Genomic DNA, 18,062 nt, shown 5'->3' on the forward strand with positions numbered 1-18,062 from the left:
TCCTTAGTGACTCCATCTCTTAGCTTGCTCTATATCACGTTTTTCAATCCTATGAGCAATTTCTGGAAACTTATTTGCTTGGGTCAAAACAGCCGCGCTGAAATCACTGACCGCCTGAAGCATTTGATTGCAGGTCTGACGTCCCGCTTCCATTCCAGGGATTCCAGATGTATATGAAAATTCTACCTGCTGATTTTGTTTGTCACTCGTGTCATACCCGACCAATTCATTAATAGCTGCCTCTGCTGCTATCGTGCTAGATTTTATCTTTCCACCCATACTTCAAACTCCCCTTATTTATGATATATTGACCATATCATAACACAAAAATAGTACGATTTCAAAACAAATCCTAAGGGCAAATGCGCTCATCTCCTTAGAATAAACTCTATCGCTCAGTGAATGAGTTTGACAAAGGCGGCATTAATGATTTTGGAGATCCCTTTTCTGATGCCTTATAGTTTGAGTAGTTTTATTAGCAAGGTTTGTCCTCCCCTCGTGAGAAACAGAAAAAAACAAGCCCTAAGAAAAATTCCTAGGGCTTGTCTTATGTGTCAAAATGAGCTACGTTTTTACTGACTCCTACAACTCTGTCCGATTTTCAATGGCTCGTAAGAGGGTGACTTCATCCGCATACTCGATATCTGCTCCCACGGCTAGTCCTCGTGCTAGGCGAGTGACCTTGATGCCAGCTGGCTTGAGGAGACGAGAGAGATACATAGAGGTCGCTTCTCCATCCGCTGTCGCATTGGTTGCCACGATCACTTCTGAAACCTCACTATCCATAAGACGTGTCATGAGACTCTTGAGGTTGATATCGTCTGGGCTGATACCATTCATCGGAGAAATGAGGCCGTGCAAGACGTGATAGAGGCCGTGGTATTCTTGGATATTTTCCATAGCAGCCACATCGCGACTATCCTCTAACACCAAGATCGTTGTCTGGTCTCGAGTCGGGTCCGTACAAATTGAGCAAGGGTCATCATCCGTCAAACGACCACAGATGGAACAATAGGTCAATTCCCGCTTAGCAGACAGGAGATTTTTGGCAAATTCATTGACATCGTCATCAGACATTCCAATAGTATAGAAGGCTAGGCGGGTAGCCGTTTTAATCCCGATACCTGGTAACTTTGAATAGCTATCAATCAGCTTGGCAATAGGTGTTGGATACAGCATAAGTTCCTTTCTAATTCATTGGATGGTGTTGGTGATAAAGATTGATAATGTCGCGTGCAATCGAAGGTCCGACACCGTTTGTAAGGTTGGTGTTATGAGGAAAGACGACCGCGACCGCGATTTGGGGATTTTCGGTCGGTGCATAGGCGACCGCGTTGGTATTATTGGCTTTTTGACCACCATTAACGTAACTTTCGGCAGTACCTGTCTTTCCACTGATGGAAACGGCTGCGCCATTTGAAAAGGCACGACCAGTTGTCAGAGCACTCGTTCCATGCGAAACTTGATAGAAACCTTGTTGCAAGATAGCCATATCTGATTCTGAGATATTGACCTTGTTCAGTTCCTTAGTGGCTGTTTCTTGAACCAGACTACCTAGGCCACCTTGGTCATTGTTTCCATAAACCCCTTCAACGATGTGAGGAGCTAAACGCACACCATTGTTTGCAATGGTTGCGACATACTGGGCTAACTGCATCGGTGTGTAGTTGTCAAACTGACCAAAGGAATTATTGATATAGTTCCCTAAATCAAATTCTTTTGGCGTAAATCCTGTGGATTCATCTGGGAGGTCAATCCCTGTTGAAGCTCCGAGTCCGTATTCCCCAAAGGTTGATCGCAATTTGCCCATTGCAGTCTCTAACTGTCCCGTTGCGGCCACCATGTTTGGTGTGTAGGTCTGTCCCATGATTCCTAGCGCAGTCTGAACCATATAGGTATTAGAAGAGTATTCTAGAGCCTCAACTGCTGTGATAGGGAAAGAGCCATAGGACAAGGTGTACCATGAATTGATTGGGGCCGAACCTTGGAAAACAATCGGCTGGTCTGTCAAGGTTTGATTACCTGACAAGACTCCATTTTCCCAACCAGAGCTGATGGTCGCTGCCTTAACAACAGATCCTGGCACAAAGACATTGGTTATCGTTCCAAGCGAATCTGAACTTAATTTCCCGGATTCGACATCATGCTTGACACCTGACATGGCCAAAACTGCACCGGTTTTAGGATTGAGGGCTACAGCGTAGACTCCTTCAGAGTATTTGGCTCCACCGTTACCCAACTCTGAGTTGAAGTAGCTCTTGAGTAGGTCGTCCACACCATTCTGGAAAGCTAGGTCAACCGTTAACTTGATGTTGTTTCCTTTGCTTCCTTCTTCGATATTTTCCACACTTTCCATATTTCCGTGTTTATCGAGGTGGATTTCTTTGACGGAGCGTTTGCCTTGAAGAACATCTTCATATTGCTTTTCAAGATAGGAAGTTCCCACTCGGTCATTGAGAGAATATCCTTTTTTGAGATAGGCATCAACTTCTTCTGCTGGAAGTCCTGACTTTTCATTTGAAACGCTACCGACGATCGTCGATAAAGAAGTGTCCAGTACTTTACGATCCCATGAGGTTGAAATGCTGATACCTGGTAATTCCTTGGACGCTGATGCAACGAGAGCAACTTGTGTATCATCTAAGGCATCCGTAGAAATGGTTCCCGTTGCAAAATTTTCAACAGCATTGAGCTGACTAAAGAGATAGATTTCCTTTTTCTGGTCATCTGTATAATTAAGTTGACTCACGTCAATGCTTTCAACCGCATTATTGTAGAGGGCCGCTTCTGGTAAGCGATTTCCATCTGAATCCAGGCGTTTGTCACTTGGAAGGGCCTCGACTGTCTTCTTGTAAATTTCTTGGTCAGCCAAGTAATAGTCCGCAATCTGTCGATCTGTCAGATCAGGAGAGGTTACATTTACATATGTGAGGAGTTTCTTGGCTGTCTCCTTCAATTCAGCTGCTGTCATTTTATTGTTTCGTGTGAAAGAAACAACCTGCTTGACAGTGTTTTCTACCAAGGGTTTCCCTGCCGCATCATAGATCTGTCCACGAGCTGAACTGGTTGTTACCCTTGTTTGGCTGGCTGAGGCCAATTTTGTTTCATAAAAATCCTTATTGATCACCTGCATGTATAACAATCGACCAATAATGGCCATAAAGAGCAGGATGACAATCGCAAATAATAAATTAAGCCGAATCGGAATCGAATGGCTATTAAATTTTCTCATACAACTAAGACTCTTTTCTAGAAAAATTTCTGATTTTTACCTTTATTTCCCCTAAAATAATAGAGTAAATAGGTGAAGCTCAGTACATTTCATTGTACCATATTTTACGGAGAAACTCTTGGAAAAGTCGAAGCATTTTTTGACTTTTAACTGAAAATGCCTTTTTATTTGGTTATCCTATTTTCTATGATATAATGATAGTAATAGTTAGGAAAGCGTTAACTTTTAAGACTTTGACTCATAAAAAGGAGCCTCATGAACAAGCCAGATATCGCAACCATAATCGACCTCCATTTTGAAGAATTAACCGAGCTCGAGCAAGAAATCGCTCGCTATTTTTTGCAAGCTGAAACGATCCAAGATGATCTCTCTTCTCAGCAAGTTACCCAGAAATTACATATCTCCCAAGCAGCCTTGACCCGCTTTGCCAAAAAGTGTGGTTTTACAGGCTACCGAGAGTTCGTCTTTCAATACCAGCATCAGGCTAGTAAACCGGACACTCATTCGCACAAACACAGTCCTTTGACCAAACGTGTTTTACGAAGCTACAGTATCATGAGAGAACAAACACAGGATTTGATTGACGAAGAACAACTGGAACGAGTTGCCCAATTAATCGATGACGCTGAACGAGTTTACTTTTTTGGGACGGGAAGTTCTGGTCTGATTGCCCGTGAGATGAAACTGCGCTTTATGCGTCTAGGTGTTGTCTGTGAAGCTTTGACCGATCAGGATGGCTTTGCTTGGACGACTAGTATCATGGATGAAAATTGTCTGGTACTTGGCTTTTCTCTCTCAGGCACTACCCAATCCGTCCTCGATAGTTTGCTGGATGCCAAGGACATGGGAGCCAAGACCATTCTCTTTACCAGTTCTCCTAGCAAAGACTGTCAGGCCTACACCGAAACAGTCCTTGTCGCAAGTCATAGTCAATCTTCTTACATCCAGCGTATTTCCGCTCAACTCCCTATGCTCATTTTAATAGATTTGATTTATGCCTACTTTTTAGAAATCAATCGCGAGAGCAAGGAAAAAATCTTTAATAGTTATTGGGAAAATAAAAAGCTCAATGGCTATCGTAGACAAAAACGCGTTAGAAAATCCTAGTTTGGCTTAACCAAACTAGGATTGTTTTGTCTTGATACTCTTCGAAAATCTCTTCAAACCACGTCAGCTTCGCCTTGCCGTACTCAAGTACTGCCTACGGCTAGCTTCCTACTTTGCTCTTTGATTTTCATTGAGTATAAAATGATAATTGGAGCATAGGTGATCTTCCATTCCGTTTTTGAATGTTTGACAACAAAAAGGAAGTATCGCTATTTACTTTTACTTCCTCTTTAATGGTTTTATTTAATTGTTTCGCTTCTACAAACCGAGATTTGAATATATGAGTATAAAGATCTTATATTTTAATAATTACTCTAATTAAACCAGTGGATTAAATGTCTAATATTTCTAAAATCTCTCCATTTTTATATTTTAACTCTATTTTTTCAATCAGTTCTTTTCCTAAATGTTTACTAAAGGTGCTTAGTTCTGAAGAAATCTCAAAAATAATATCATGTTCAACATTATCTGGAATAAAATCTGAATTATAACTATCTTTATTCGACCAATAATTCCAATTCACATCCGTTCTTTCATAATAAACATAATTTTGTTTTCTTGTAACATATACTCTTTTATTAGTTAATTTTCTTCCGTCTTCAGATTTGAAAAAATCAGAATATAATTTCATGCCTTCAAATTGCTTATATTCTCTGATTTTATTATTTGAAACGTTTAATTTTATTTCTTTATATTCCATAATTTACCTCCATATATTCAAAAATTGGACAAAAGTGAAAACCAAGGAACCCAAGGAAAACAAATTCCAATTTGTCAAATTCTCGTTCATCTCATTATATCACTTTTTTCTTTTTGGATTAGATTTAGGATTTAGAAAAAAAGTAGAGTGCTTGTACCGTCTTCTAAGGCTATCTCCTCTCATATATTTTTCGATGGTAGGAATTCTGCTCCTATCGTTCTTTTTTGTAATTCTCTTTGTCTTTCCACTGCTTTTCATATACTTGACGTTTTTTCTATCATCAAAAAAAGAATTAAGCAAAACAGTTTTCACTCAAGTAGTGATTCAGTGTTTTTCTTAATTCTATAGTTCCAAACTAGGATTGTTTTGTTTTGAAATGATAATAGGCTCCCAACATACCTGCTGTATTTTGGTGATGAGCAAATTCCAATCGTGTTTTTTCAGCTAGACTTGGTACCAAGGCCGCCTTCAAAGCTGTGCGGATCTTCGGCTTGAGGATAGCCTCTTGCCCCATGATACCGCCACCGAGAATGACCACTTCTGGATTGGCAACGTAGCAAATATTTGCCAGACCTTTCCCAAGGTAGTCTACCATGCGGTCAATACCAGCCATACAAATCTTGTTTCCTTCAGTAGCTTCCTTGAAAATGCGTCGGCCATTCCACTGATCAACTGGATCACCATGAGCTGCTGCCACATATTCTACCAAAGCTGTCGTAGAAGCCAAGTCTTGGAAAGCTCCATCCTGCATATGCATATAACCGACTTCGCAGGCCGAATTGCTAAATCCATGGAAAACCTTGCCATCTATAATCAAGCAACCACCGATACCGGTTCCAATGGTCAAGCAAAGTGTGACACTCGCTCCCTTGCCTGAACCAGATACTGCCTCAGCTAGACCTGCACAGTTGACATCATTTTCAATTTCGCAAGGAATGGCAAAGCTCGTCTCGATTTCCTTTTTGAACTGAGTTCCTGCGTAGTTAGGAATTTGAGGACCAGCATAGAAGATTTCACCCTTATCAGGATCCACCATTCCTGCAGAAGAAATGGCAACACCTGCTACTGGGCCTTTTTCTAAATAGCTGGAAACGATATCTTTTGTCTTTTGTAAAATATGCGGCCCACCCTTTTGCGCCTCAGTTGGCATTTCATGCGATTCAACAAGTTGACCTTCTTGGTTAATCAAACCATATTTGATGTTGGTTCCACCAATATCAATTGCAACGTAGTGTGTCATAAATACCTCCTTATGGATTAGAGGAAGCGCTCCTTGGTTTCACGAATCAAGGCTGCAGCTGCTTCTACAACTGGACGATCTTCTTCAGTTACTGGTGTCAATGGTGAACGAACTGAACCAATGTTCAAACCTTCATTGATCTTCAAAACTTCTTTGATGACACAGTACATATTTCCATGTGCAGCAGTGAGTTTGCCAATGATTTCGTTGATAGCGTATTGCAATTCACGCGCTGTTTCCAAATCTTTCTCAGCAATCAACTCATTAAGTTTCAAGAAGAGTTCTGGCATCGCACCATATGTACCACCGATACCGGCTTTAGCACCCATGAGGCGTCCTCCTAGGAACTGTTCATCTGGACCGTTAAAGACGATATGGTCTTCCCCACCAAGGCTCACAAAGGTTTGGATATCTTGAACTGGCATAGAAGAGTTCTTCACACCGATAACACGAGGATTCTTCAACATTTCAGTGTAAAGACTTGGAGTTAAAGCAACTCCTGCCAATTGAGGAATATTGTAGATAACATAGTCTGTATTTGGTGCTGCAGCACTAATGTCATTCCAGTATTTAGCAACTGAGTACTCAGGCAAACGGAAGTAAATAGGTGGGATTGTTGCGATAGCATCTACTCCCAAGCTTTCCGCATGGCGAGCAAGTTCCATACTATCCTTTGTATTATTGCAAGCTACGTGAGCAATGATGGTCAATTTGCCCTTAGCAACTGCCATAACTTCTTCCAAAATCAACTTGCGGTCTTCCACACTTTGATAGATACATTCACCTGAAGAACCATTGACATAGAGACCTTGAACACCTTTATCAATGAAGTATTGAACCAAGGCACGCGTACGCTCTGGACTTACTTCTCCTTGATCATCATAACATGCATAGAAGGCTGGAATGACACCTTCGTATTTTTTCAAATCTGACATAGATTTTCTCCTAAGATTTCTTTTTTCTGCTAAGAGCAGTTCTATTTTTTACAAGTTTAGTATACACCTTGTGAAAATCGCTTTCAATATCTTGTATACACTTAGATTTTAGTTTCTACTTGTATTTTAGAAACTGTAACGATTGAAAGTAGTTTCAGAAACAAGCCATCCTACTGGTATTTGGCGAAAATTCTCTCCATCAATCCTGCTTGGAGAAAGACCAGCAAACCAAAATCAAAGAGGATAAAGGCTGACCCACCCAAAAGGAGAGTGAAGGCGGATAGATAAAGAACCATCACAATAAGAAAGAGAATGGCTAACATGAGGAAGAACCATGGAAAGTTAAAACTTGCCAAGATAAGCCCTTTTTGCAACACTTCTTTCCAAGACAAATCATAGCGCGCAGCGATGGGATAACTAGCCAACATCACGAGAGTGAGGAAGATGAGAATCCCCAAACAAATAGCTTTCACAATCTGGAAAGGCAAAGCAGTCTGACCCCAGAAGAGATAGAGATCTAGAAGGCTTAATGACACAATGCCTAACTCCAGCAAACCTAACTGGAAACCCAGTTTCAGATTTTGCTTGAAGGCTCTTAGATAGGTTCTGAAAACTGGAACTCGTCTGCTTCTCTTAATCTCAAACATGGTCTCGTAAAGGCTGATTTTCGCCACTCCAATCGTCACGATGGGCAAACAAGAGACGACAAAAATAAGATTGACTGTCACGATATCCAAGACCTTCTCACTGAAACGCATGAGAAAGTTATCTGTATCAAATGCTGCCTTGATAAGGCTCACTCCTTTTTGTGCCATGTTTACTCCTCCTGATTCTTTTAATCAATCAAAATTTTAAAGAGATATTTGCGAACATTTTCTTCCATACCTGCGTAGCCATTTGGCTGGTGAGGCTCCCCTGGAAAGAAAATTGCAAAATTGTGATAACCCAACAAAAGTGGGTAGCGTTCATGACAATGGACAAAACCAATGTCACTCGCTTCATCGAATGCTACTGCCTCGTCTTTGATACGTGAACCGTAGCTCGAATATTCATGTCCTTCTACCAACAAATGCAAATCTGCATAGTTCTTATGATGCTCAAACTGATCATTTTCAGCTTGATTGAGGACATTTTCCTGAACAACTAGAAAGACCTTGTCCCCGTCAATCTCATACTTACCTAGTTCGAAAGAATCCTTACGGTGCTGGTAGAGATAGTCGATAGCCTTATCTAGATTGGGATGAATCCCTTTGTAAAAGGTGATGTTTTTCAAATCGTCAAAAATCATACTGTTTCCTTCATTTCTGATAGTTAACTAAAATCATAAATTAAGTTTATAAGTGTCTGACAAAACTTCACGAAGTAACTGCATACTCTCCATTTTGTAGACACTTATAACTCTGTATTCTCTTATACTCAATGAAAACCGAAGAACAAACTAGAAAGCTAACTGAAGGCAATACTTAAGTATATCAAGGTGATGCTGACGTAGTTTGAATTCGATTTTCGCAAGGTCTTATCCTTTAACAGCTCCCATAGTGATACCCTGAGTGAAGGATTTTTGGAAGACAAGGAAGACGGTTACGATTGGCACGGCTGCAAGAGCTGCACCTGCCATGATCAAACCATAGTTGGTTGCCATTTCGGCCTGCATGGTCGCAACCCCGAGTGATATGGTCAAGTTTTGACGTGAAGTCAACATAACCAACTGCATAAAGTAGTCGTTCCAAGTATTGATGAAGGTAAAAATCGCAAGAGCTGCAAATCCTGGTTTCACGATAGGGAAGGCTACGCTCCAGAAGGTGCGAATTTCACCACAACCGTCGATTTTAGCTGATTCAAGCAATTCTGTTGGAATATTTTCACTGAACTGTTTCATGAGGAAAACCCCAAATGGCCATCCAATCAAAGGCAAGATAACTGCCCAAAGAGTATCGTGAATTCCCATGAAGTTAACGATACGTACCAATGGTACAAGGACAACTTGTTTTGGAAGAGCCATGGCAGCAATAAAGACTGCAAAGAGGATGCGTTGACCATAGAAACGTTTTTTAGCCAAGACATATCCTGCTAGAGATGAGGTTGCACAAACTAGGAACATGGTTACCAGTGAGATAAATACAGAGTTCCACATCCACTGCATAGCAGGGTTTTGCACCATGAGTTGTTGGAAGTTCTCCATGGTTGGCATTTTAGGGAACCACTGTGGCGGAATCATAATGGTATCAGGCTGTGATTTGAAGGCCCCTGTCAAGATCCAGTAGAATGGAAAGATGAACAGCACGGTCAACAAGAGCAAGATAATCGTTGAAATAACAGTGAAAGCTGTTAAGGGTTTCTTTTGTGTAGGTTGCATAACTGTCTCCTTTCTTTAGTATTCTACGTCGTTTCCGAGGATCTTGAATTGAGCAAAGCTGACAATGGCAATCATCACTGCCAAGAAGACACCGATGGTATTTGCATATCCGTATTCTGTCAATTGGAAGGCTTTTTCGTAAAGGTAGTACATGAGTGTACTTGTTGAGTAGTTTGGACCACCAGAAGTCAAGAGCTGAATCAAAGCGAAACATTGGAATGAGTTGATAGTCGTAATAATCGCGATGTAAAGAGTTGTTGGAAGAAGGCTAGGCCATTTGATCTTCCAGAAGACTTGGAATTCAGTCGCACCGTCTACACGCGCTGCTTCAACAAGTGAGTTGTCAATATTCCCCATAGCAGCGATATAAAGAATAATCGGTTGACCAACAGATGTTGTCAAAAGGATGATCATAATCGCTAGCAAAGCCCAGTTTTTGTCACCCAGCCAAGAAATGTTTTGGCTGATGATGTGGCTTGACTTAAGGACAAAGTTTAGAATCCCTGATAGTGGGTCATAGATCCATTTCCATACAACCGTTACGGCAACACTACCTGTAACTACAGGAAGGAAGAAGACGAAACGATAGAAAGATCGAGCAATCGCATTTTGATGATAGGTTTGAGATGCTACAAAGAGCGAGAAGAGAACCACAATCGGAACAGATCCAATAACCAGGATAACGGTATTGATCAAAGACTTCACAAAGACAGGGTCTTTAAACATGCGAATGTAGTTGTCCAAGCCCACAAACTCAAATTTCGTCATGGAGTAGTTAAAGAAACTTGTAATGAATCCCATAATCATAGGAGCCAAGACAAAGATGACAAAGAAGAATAACACTGGTGCTAGGAAAGCGTAGGAAATCACTGTTTCCCGCATACGAATTTTATTGACTTTCACAGTCGGCACCTCTCTTTCAAATAGAATAGTTTTTGATTTTCTTGAACTGTTTTAAAACCAAAATGAAATTTTTTAAGATTCGCTTATGTAAGAACTTCATTTTAGTTTCGTGACAGTTCCTACCATTTCAAACAAAAGTCCCCCTTTTCTTACACCATAGTGCACAGGGAAAAGGGGGGAATCAATCTGACTTAGTGCTTATTGTTTTGTAGCTTTTTTGATAGTTTCGTTAGCTTTTTCAGTGAAGGCTTTCAAAGCATCTGCTGGTTTTTCGTCACCATTTGATACAGATTGCAACATTGGGAACCAAAGTGTTCTCATTTCAGCAAATCCATCGATAGTGTTGTAATATGGTGAGTAGTATTTAGTCCAGCCACTGATTGTTTCCATACGTTTGTCTTCATAAAGTTTGCCAAATGAAGTACGAACTGGGAAGGCACCTGTACGAACTACGTCTTTAGGACCCCATTCTTTGTCATCTGCGATGAATTGAACGAATTTCTTAGCAGCTGCGATTTTCTTATCGTCTTTGTTGTTAAATACTGCAAATCCGTTTACAAGGTATTCAAGAGATGGTTTACCAGAGTCTGATGGGAATGGTACTTCTACCACGTCTACCTTACTTGCTTCCAAGAGTTTCGCTTGGATACCGTTTTGAGCTGGTGCCCAAAGGATTGTGTATGATGTTTGACCGTTGGCAAAGTTTTGGATATCTGCTCCACCGTCAAATTGTGAACCGTTGTTCAACAAACCGTCTTTAATCCAGCTAGCAGCTTTTTCAAGTCCTTTGACGAATTTAGGATCGTCTGTTGTATATTTGGTTACATCTTTGTCTGTTACAGAACCGCCATAAAGGTTTGCGATGAAGGCACGTGTTCCTTGGTCTCCCCCTTGACCAGAACTGAACAATGAACCTGGTGTATAGCCTTTATCTTTAAGCGCTTTCAAAACTTTTTCAAAGTCATCAGTTGTCCAACCTTCTTTAACAAGGTTTGCAACTCCAGCATCTTCCAACATCTTCTTGTTCATGGCCATATAGAATGGTGCTGAACTGATTGGATACATGTAAGCTTTGTCTCCAGCCTTACTTGCTTGTACGATGTTTTCGTTGTTAACATCTTTGACGAATTCGTCTGTGAAGAGGTCGTTCAACTCAGCCAATTTACCATTTTTACCGTATTGGATGATACGTCCTGGTGCGTCAAAGAGTACGTCTGGCGCTGTTCCTGCTTCGATAGCTGTTGTGATCTTTTCTGGACCTGACTTGAAGTCGATGGTTTCCAATTTCACTTTTACATCTGGATTTGCTTTTTCAAAAGCTTCGATGATTGATTTTTCATAAGTTCCAACACCGTCACCCGTTTTTTCTTGTGTGAAGACTGGGAATGCCCACCAAGTGATTTCTGTTTTTCCGCTATCGCTACTAGAGCTTCCAGCATCTTTACTTCCACCAGAGTTACCACAAGCAGCAAGGCCAAGAATCGCAGCACCCGCAAGTACTGTACAAGCTAGTTTTCTAAATTTCATTTGTATTCTCCTAATTGATAAGCGTATCCATATTGGATAGTGAGTTTTTTAAATTTGTATACGTTTTCATTTTGTCCGACGCATCGACCACTCTCCTCTTTTTTGAGATTGTGTTATTTAAGACCGGCAACAAAGCGTTCCGTAATCTCTTTTGGTCTAGTAATAGCTCCACCAACCACGATACCTCGCACCCCATATTCAAGGATTTGCTTAGCTTGTTCTGGTGTATGAATTTTCCCTTCAGCGATGACATCCACTCCTGCTTCACAAAGTTTTTTGATCAGTTCAAAGTCTGGACCATCTACTTTTGGACTATATGAAGTGTAACCTGATAGGGTTGTTCCAACAAAATCAATTCCTGCTTCAACTGCTGCTATACCCTCTTCAAACGTGCTGGTATCAGCCATTAAGAGTTGATGCGGATATTTTTCTTTGACTTGTCGGATAAAGTCCTGAATTTCCAAACCGTCGTAACGTTCACGTTTGGTACAATCCAGAGCAATGACCTCGATGTCTAGTTCAGCCAGTTCATCCACTTCTTTCATCGTAGCTGTAATGAAAGGCTCCTGTGGCGGATAGTCACGCTTGATAATCCCGATAATCGGGAGTTTCGTAACCTCCTTAATCTCCTTGATATCGCGAACACTGTTTGCTCGGATACCGACTGCTCCACCTTGCTCAGCCGCTTTGACTAGCAAGGGAATGACTCCTCCCGCTTCTGTATAAAGCGGTTCGTGAGGAAGTGCCTGGCAAGAGACAATGATTCCATCTTTGATTTGTTCAATCAAGGCTTCTTTGCTGATCTGTGGCATCCTCTTTCCTCCCTTTCTTGTTCTTATGGGCTTATTATATATCATTTGTTAAGCGCTTTCAATAGTTTGTGGTAGAATAGATTTCAGTTTCAAAACTATTTTATAGAACAGACTATCCTGAAAGTAGTTTCAGACCTCTTATGATTTCGAATCAAGCTGAATTTAATAAAGAAAGATAGCAGGCTGAAAAACCTGCTATCTCTTCTGAGACTTATTCAAATAGCTTTTGCTTATTATTCTTTTCTCTTCTTACCAAATGCAAACAAGGATAAAAGAACACCTGCAAGACCAAGGGAAAGCAGTGAGCTTGTTTCCTTGCTTCCTGTATTTGGAAGTTCATCTTGTTTAGCGGCTGGCGCTTGATAGGTCACATCTTGGACTAGAGACAGTTTGTTGTCTGCAGCTACTAATACTAGATTGGTGTCTCCCTTGTACTCTGGCACTTCAAGGACTGCTGCCTCAGCACCATTGACACCACCCTTATACTCTGGCAGGTCATTTGAAGCTGCCAAGACAAAGTTAGCACCTCCTCTATATTCCGGAAGCTCGTTTGAGGCTGCTAGAACAGCATTGACTCCACCCTTGAACTCTGGCAGTTCGTGGACTGCCGCTTCAACAGCGTTGACCCCACCTGTAAATTCAGGCTTATCTACTGTTGGAGCGGGTTCTTCACTTGCTGTTGCCAATGGACCTGTGTACTCTGGTACCTCTGACACAGCTGCTTCTTCTGCATTAACACCACCTGCGAATTCAGGGTTTTCTACTGTTGGAGCGGGTTCTTCACCTGCTGTTGCCAATGGTCCAGTGTACTCTGGTACCTCTGACACAGCCGCTTCTTCTGCATTTACACCACCTGTGAACTCTGGAACCTCATGGATAGCAGCTTCACTGCCATTAATACCATCGCTTAGTTTAGAGCCAGCTAAAGAAACTGGTAAATTGTGCATGCTTTCAATTGCACCCTCAGCTAGACCTGTAATTCTTTGACCCATATCCTCTGGATCTATTGTGAATAGGAGAGTTTTTGTATCGTACTGGGTCATAAAGGTTGCTGTCTTGCCATTTGCCAATTGAAGGGTCGGAGCCTTGTTTACCAATACTTCCGAATCGAACTCCATGGCAATAATACCTGGCCATTTTTGGATAGCATATTTTACTTTTGCTTCTTTAGGAGAAATTCTTTCCTTAGTCAAGAAATCCCAGTTAAATTTCTTAAAGGAAAGTGTGTACGGAACTCCTCCAGGAGCATGGTGTTCATATAAAAGTCCAAATTCATCTGGCCCGATTTGTTGAAGTGAGTTATAAGCATACTCACCTTCTTGAATCAAATGGTGGTGCAACCAAGTTAACTGGCCATCTTCTTCAACACGAGCCACTCGAATATAACCATTTTTACGACCTGGACCGTTCGCATTTGCCAAGAGAATATATTCTTTGCCATTTTGAACCGTGTGAGTCGCAGCCATTTGAACATAAACATCTGGCACGTCGTAACGTTCAACATTATTGTCCCAAGTTAGACCACCATCATGACTGGTTGCAACCTGTAGATCTCCTGTCAATCCACGCATAAAGAGTTTGAGGTCCCCATTGTTTAACTGAACAACTGAAGCTTCCGTATTTTGAGCATAATAATTGCTCATGGTGCTTGAATCAACCACTGTACCATCATAAAGTGTACGATTGTCATTGACACCACCACCCATATGCCAAGTCTTACCATGGTCGTCTGAGTAGATGATTCGAGATGATTGGGAACCATTGAGGTGGTTGGTACGGTTAGTTGTATAGACAGGAACGACGATTCGGCCTTTATGTGGTCCAGTACGAAGGGTTATCCCCACTCCAGGACCTACACCTAAGAATTTCATCCAATCGGCTTTGACCATTGGAGTAATATCTTGAGGCGCTGACCAAGTCTTCCCGTCATCATCGCTGTAGGACATCCATAGATAACTATCCTTGGCAATTCTAAATGGAGAAGTTTTGTTTGTTGTGAAGTAGATATTTCCTAGTAGCTGGTCACCCCTGTATAGGTCGCCCTTATCGCTGTATGCTGGTTTGACAGGATCTACAACAACGCGGTATTCCGTTGCCTTGCCATCTGGTGTATAGACAGTCCCATTTTCTCGAATAGTATAGGCTCCCCGTTCTCCTTCTCGGTAGAGGATTTGATAGGTTTTGCCATCGATTTCTTTATAGGCTTCTTCTTTTTGAGAAGACATTCCAAAGATTCCTTTTCCTTCTGGGAACATGTCATAAATGGCAAAGATGCGTTTGGTTTCAGGATCTTGAGTCAAGGTCATATCGATATTCACTGGTGAACCGATTGATGGGTCAGAAGCTCTTGGATTGTCACGTAAGTTGGTAATGGTTACTCGATCACTCCAAGTTTTACCATTATCTTCACTGCGTCTAATGACCATACCGATATCACCCCAGTCACTCGAATGGAGACGGCGTTCATCTGCACCTGCAATCAGCGTTCCTTTATCAGTCTTGAGAAGAGCTGGAATACGATAACTCTTGATGCCATCTTTGTTTGGTTGGTTATGCATTCCCCCTTCAAAGACATCTTCTTTCTCAGTGACTTTTGCGCCCTCAGGGAGTTTCTGTTCTAAATCACCTCTTTCAAATAATTGACTTCGTGTTTGAACTTCATCTGGGCTTAAAGCACGATCGTAAACAGTTAGGTTTCGTACTTGTAGGTTTGATGCCCAAACTGTTTTATTGCCCCGTTTGGTTGCTCCAAGTTGAGCTTGATTAACATCTGGCATATCTTTAATGAAGTTACCAGATTTGAGACTTGTTCGAGATAAGACACCGTTCACATAGAGACGAACTCGACCATGAGGTAACTCTGCTGTCGGTTGTTCGACAGTAAAGGTCACGGAATTCCATTGTCCAGGGCGAACTTTCAAAGGAGCATCGGTATACTTATCATAGAACTGCTCTCCGTTAGCGCCACGCCCTTCAATAAGAGCTGTATTATCAAGGACCGACATAGTAAAGTACTCATTTTCCTTGGTTTCACTGGATACAGAGAAGAGATTGTAAAAGCGTGGAGATGATGCATCTGGTTTGAACTCCATGTGAACTGTAGCATTTTGAAGTTTCTTTAGTTTATCTAGTTCACTTGATAAATCAACTCTCTGACCATTTGCTGCATTGGTTTCAACATCTTCTTTTTCAAGGACAGGATTAGCATTTTTTAAATCTCTTGAGTAATAGTCACGAGGAATAGCCCCCTGATCCTCTGATTCCTCTTCCTTATTTGCTTCTTCTGCAGGGGTTTCCGTAGAGGATGGAGTTTCTGACTCTGCACTCTCATTTTTTTTCAAATGATCTTGGTCCACCACAACGCCGTTGTCTTGAGCTGCTGCCAATTTATCAGCCAAATCCTTATCCAAATGAGCAAGATCTCCCGAGGACACTTCTTTTGGCAACTCTGATAAACCTTGACCAGGTTCGACAGTTTCTGTATTGGCTCCTGCTGCATTGGCTTGCTCTTGAGCTAAGACTGGATTTGCTCCAAATACCACTGTACCAATCACTACAGATGCCGCCCCAACTGCAAATTTTCGAATTCCGTATCGCTGTTTCCGATCTAAAGATTTGTAATTCATGTTTGTCCTTTCATTTTTCATAAAATAAAGCGCTTTCTTTTTCTTTAAAAATTTTTATTGTCTCTTCAAGAGACAAGTTTTACAAGAAAGTATCCAACTCAATGAGAGCTCCCAATCCTCTCCCATTTCTGCTGAGCCATTCTTTAAGCGCCCAGCAGCCTTTTTCCTCCTTTCACAAGTGACTTTTCCTTTATTATACAATAAAGTCTTATATTTATATCTGTGTTCCCACAGAATAGATTTTACTTTTAAGAATATTTTAATATTTTAAATTTTCTAAAAGTACTTTCAGAGTTTGGACATAAAAAAGAGAGCTCCTGGGCTCTCTCATTCATTATCTTACGTACTTAAAAGGAATTTCACTACCACAGAGCCAGTTATAAACTTGGTCATTGACAAAAACATTCATAGCTTCGTGGGCATACTCAGGCATGATGCGATAGGCCTTGTCGCAAGTTAGGCGGTTGTAAATAGCAAACTGGGTAATAGGATAGCAGACATCGTCGTCCAAGCCTGTAATCATCTTGACCTCACCATGAATGCGATGGGCAAGATTTTTCACATCGATATAGGCGAGGGTCGCCATGATTTCCTCCTCTGTTTCATGGAAAGGATCGTGAAACTTGAAATAACGGAAGAGTTCATCATATGCTTCACTGGTATTGCCAATCTCAAGTACTCGTCTAAAGTCGGACAAGAAGGGATAGATGGCAACTGTTCGCTGAATCCGAGGATTGAGCGCTGCTGCAACTAGGGCTAAAGCCCCACCTTGTGAGGCACCATAGCTAGAAAGTCTTTTCTCATCCACCTGAGATAGACTAGCAACAATTTCAACCAACTGGTAAATATCCAGATAAACATCCTTATAAAAGAGATGTTCACGACCTTCCACAGCACCACGGATGATATGTCCCTTAACAGTATTTCCTAACGGAGAGCGCAAACCATCTTGAGAATAGCCCGACTGGCCTCGAACGTCCATAGAAACAACACCGTAACCAGCCACAGTATAGGCCAGCATGTCAGCCCAATCCCAACCACGTCCCATATAGCCATGGAAGTGAAAGATTAGGGGAACTTTACCCTCACTCTTTGGAAGGACTACCCGTGCATATACCTTACCTTCATTGGTTCCTTCAAAGGTTAGCTCATAGCACTTGACTTTGGGAATATGGAAATCTCTTTCCTCCAACTGGTAGGCTGGAAGAGATGAAACTTTTTTGACTTCTTCATCCCAGAAAGCATCAAAGTCTTCTGGAATCTCATCCCGTCCTAGATAGTTCTTGATTTCTTCTAACAAAGCTGGATTTTTCATAGCATGCTCCTTTAGTTTTGTAATCGCTATCATAACTCTAGCATATCTAGGAAGGCAATGCAAGAAAGAATACTAAATAGAAAGTGATTTTAGATTCTCTTTCCTCAAACCTATCGCCTGAAAGTAGTTTTAATAATAAAAAGAGCGTTTCCGCTCTCTGTGTATCAATAGGTGCTAGCTCCTTTCTCTAGTTTGACGGTTTGGAATTTCTTTTGGTAGGTTACTTTAATAGTCATGTAAGAGTCCTCGTTTCTTTTTGATGACTCTAGTATAAGACCCAAACCTAAAAGCTAGCTTATAGATTTCTTA

Annotated in this window: 15 protein-coding genes; 1 reads left to right on the top strand and 14 read right to left on the bottom strand. The window is 41.3% G+C overall.

All coding sequences use genetic code 11. From position 1 onward, the window contains the following. Positions 1 to 3 precede the first annotated feature (3 nt). The 3 genes from E7Y33_RS08065 to pbp2b form a co-directional block, all read right to left on the bottom strand. Positions 4 to 279: a TIGR04197 family type VII secretion effector gene (locus E7Y33_RS08065; RefSeq protein WP_139690185.1), complete on the bottom strand. Its 276-nt coding sequence runs from the start codon at positions 277 to 279 to the stop codon at positions 4 to 6. 303 nt (positions 280 to 582) lie between these two features. Beyond that, positions 583 to 1,179: a recombination mediator RecR gene (gene recR / locus E7Y33_RS08070; protein ID WP_000966754.1), complete on the bottom strand. Its 597-nt coding sequence runs from the start codon at positions 1,177 to 1,179 to the stop codon at positions 583 to 585. 10 nt (positions 1,180 to 1,189) lie between these two features. Further along, positions 1,190 to 3,232, bottom strand: coding sequence for a penicillin-binding protein PBP2B (gene pbp2b, locus E7Y33_RS08075; protein WP_139690186.1), 2,043 nt, complete (start codon positions 3,230 to 3,232; stop codon positions 1,190 to 1,192). Positions 3,233 to 3,487: 255 nt separating this feature from the next. On the opposite strand from pbp2b, the gene E7Y33_RS08080 reads away from it, so the two are divergent. Further along, positions 3,488 to 4,339, top strand: coding sequence for a MurR/RpiR family transcriptional regulator (locus E7Y33_RS08080; RefSeq protein ID WP_139690187.1), 852 nt, complete (start codon positions 3,488 to 3,490; stop codon positions 4,337 to 4,339). Positions 4,340 to 4,670: 331 nt separating this feature from the next. Here E7Y33_RS08080 and E7Y33_RS08085 read toward each other — a convergent pair whose 3' ends face one another. From E7Y33_RS08085 to E7Y33_RS08135, 11 genes are all read right to left on the bottom strand, one after another. Beyond that, positions 4,671 to 5,039 carry an EXLDI protein gene (locus E7Y33_RS08085; protein WP_041954457.1) on the bottom strand — a complete coding sequence of 123 codons (369 nt, stop codon included), beginning with the start codon at positions 5,037 to 5,039 and terminating at the stop codon, positions 4,671 to 4,673. A gap of 355 nt (positions 5,040 to 5,394) precedes the next feature. Further along, positions 5,395 to 6,279 carry an ROK family protein gene (locus E7Y33_RS08090; protein ID WP_139690188.1) on the bottom strand — a complete coding sequence of 295 codons (885 nt, stop codon included), beginning with the start codon at positions 6,277 to 6,279 and terminating at the stop codon, positions 5,395 to 5,397. A gap of 17 nt (positions 6,280 to 6,296) precedes the next feature. Next, entirely contained in the window at positions 6,297 to 7,214 is a 918-nt protein-coding gene (locus tag E7Y33_RS08095; protein WP_049500131.1) for a dihydrodipicolinate synthase family protein, read from the bottom strand. 170 nt (positions 7,215 to 7,384) lie between these two features. Beyond that, positions 7,385 to 8,029, bottom strand: a complete 645-nt coding sequence (locus E7Y33_RS08100) for a YesL family protein (protein WP_139690189.1) — start codon at positions 8,027 to 8,029, stop codon at positions 7,385 to 7,387. A 20-nt stretch (positions 8,030 to 8,049) separates the two neighbouring features. After that, entirely contained in the window at positions 8,050 to 8,502 is a 453-nt protein-coding gene (locus tag E7Y33_RS08105) for a NanQ anomerase/TabA/YiaL family protein (protein WP_000575451.1), read from the bottom strand. A 228-nt stretch (positions 8,503 to 8,730) separates the two neighbouring features. Beyond that, positions 8,731 to 9,570, bottom strand: a complete 840-nt coding sequence (locus E7Y33_RS08110; RefSeq protein ID WP_001183243.1) for a carbohydrate ABC transporter permease — start codon at positions 9,568 to 9,570, stop codon at positions 8,731 to 8,733. 15 nt (positions 9,571 to 9,585) lie between these two features. Beyond that, on the bottom strand, positions 9,586 to 10,452 hold the full coding sequence (locus tag E7Y33_RS08115; RefSeq protein ID WP_161801140.1) for a carbohydrate ABC transporter permease: 867 nt from the start codon (positions 10,450 to 10,452) through the stop codon (positions 9,586 to 9,588). 219 nt (positions 10,453 to 10,671) lie between these two features. Next, positions 10,672 to 12,000: an extracellular solute-binding protein gene (locus tag E7Y33_RS08120; protein ID WP_000672117.1), complete on the bottom strand. Its 1,329-nt coding sequence runs from the start codon at positions 11,998 to 12,000 to the stop codon at positions 10,672 to 10,674. A 113-nt stretch (positions 12,001 to 12,113) separates the two neighbouring features. Further along, positions 12,114 to 12,812 (bottom strand): N-acetylmannosamine-6-phosphate 2-epimerase, encoded by a 699-nt coding sequence (locus E7Y33_RS08125; RefSeq protein WP_001135645.1) that lies wholly within the window; start codon positions 12,810 to 12,812, stop codon positions 12,114 to 12,116. A 233-nt stretch (positions 12,813 to 13,045) separates the two neighbouring features. Further along, positions 13,046 to 16,438 carry an SIALI-17 repeat-containing surface protein gene (locus E7Y33_RS08130; RefSeq protein ID WP_139690190.1) on the bottom strand — a complete coding sequence of 1,131 codons (3,393 nt, stop codon included), beginning with the start codon at positions 16,436 to 16,438 and terminating at the stop codon, positions 13,046 to 13,048. A gap of 334 nt (positions 16,439 to 16,772) precedes the next feature. Further along, positions 16,773 to 17,753, bottom strand: coding sequence for an acetylxylan esterase (locus tag E7Y33_RS08135; protein WP_139690191.1), 981 nt, complete (start codon positions 17,751 to 17,753; stop codon positions 16,773 to 16,775). Between the last annotated feature and the right edge of the window lie 309 nt (positions 17,754 to 18,062).

The organism is Streptococcus oralis (assembly GCF_006175905.1).
GTDB classification, from domain to species: domain Bacteria; phylum Bacillota; class Bacilli; order Lactobacillales; family Streptococcaceae; genus Streptococcus; species Streptococcus oralis_BG.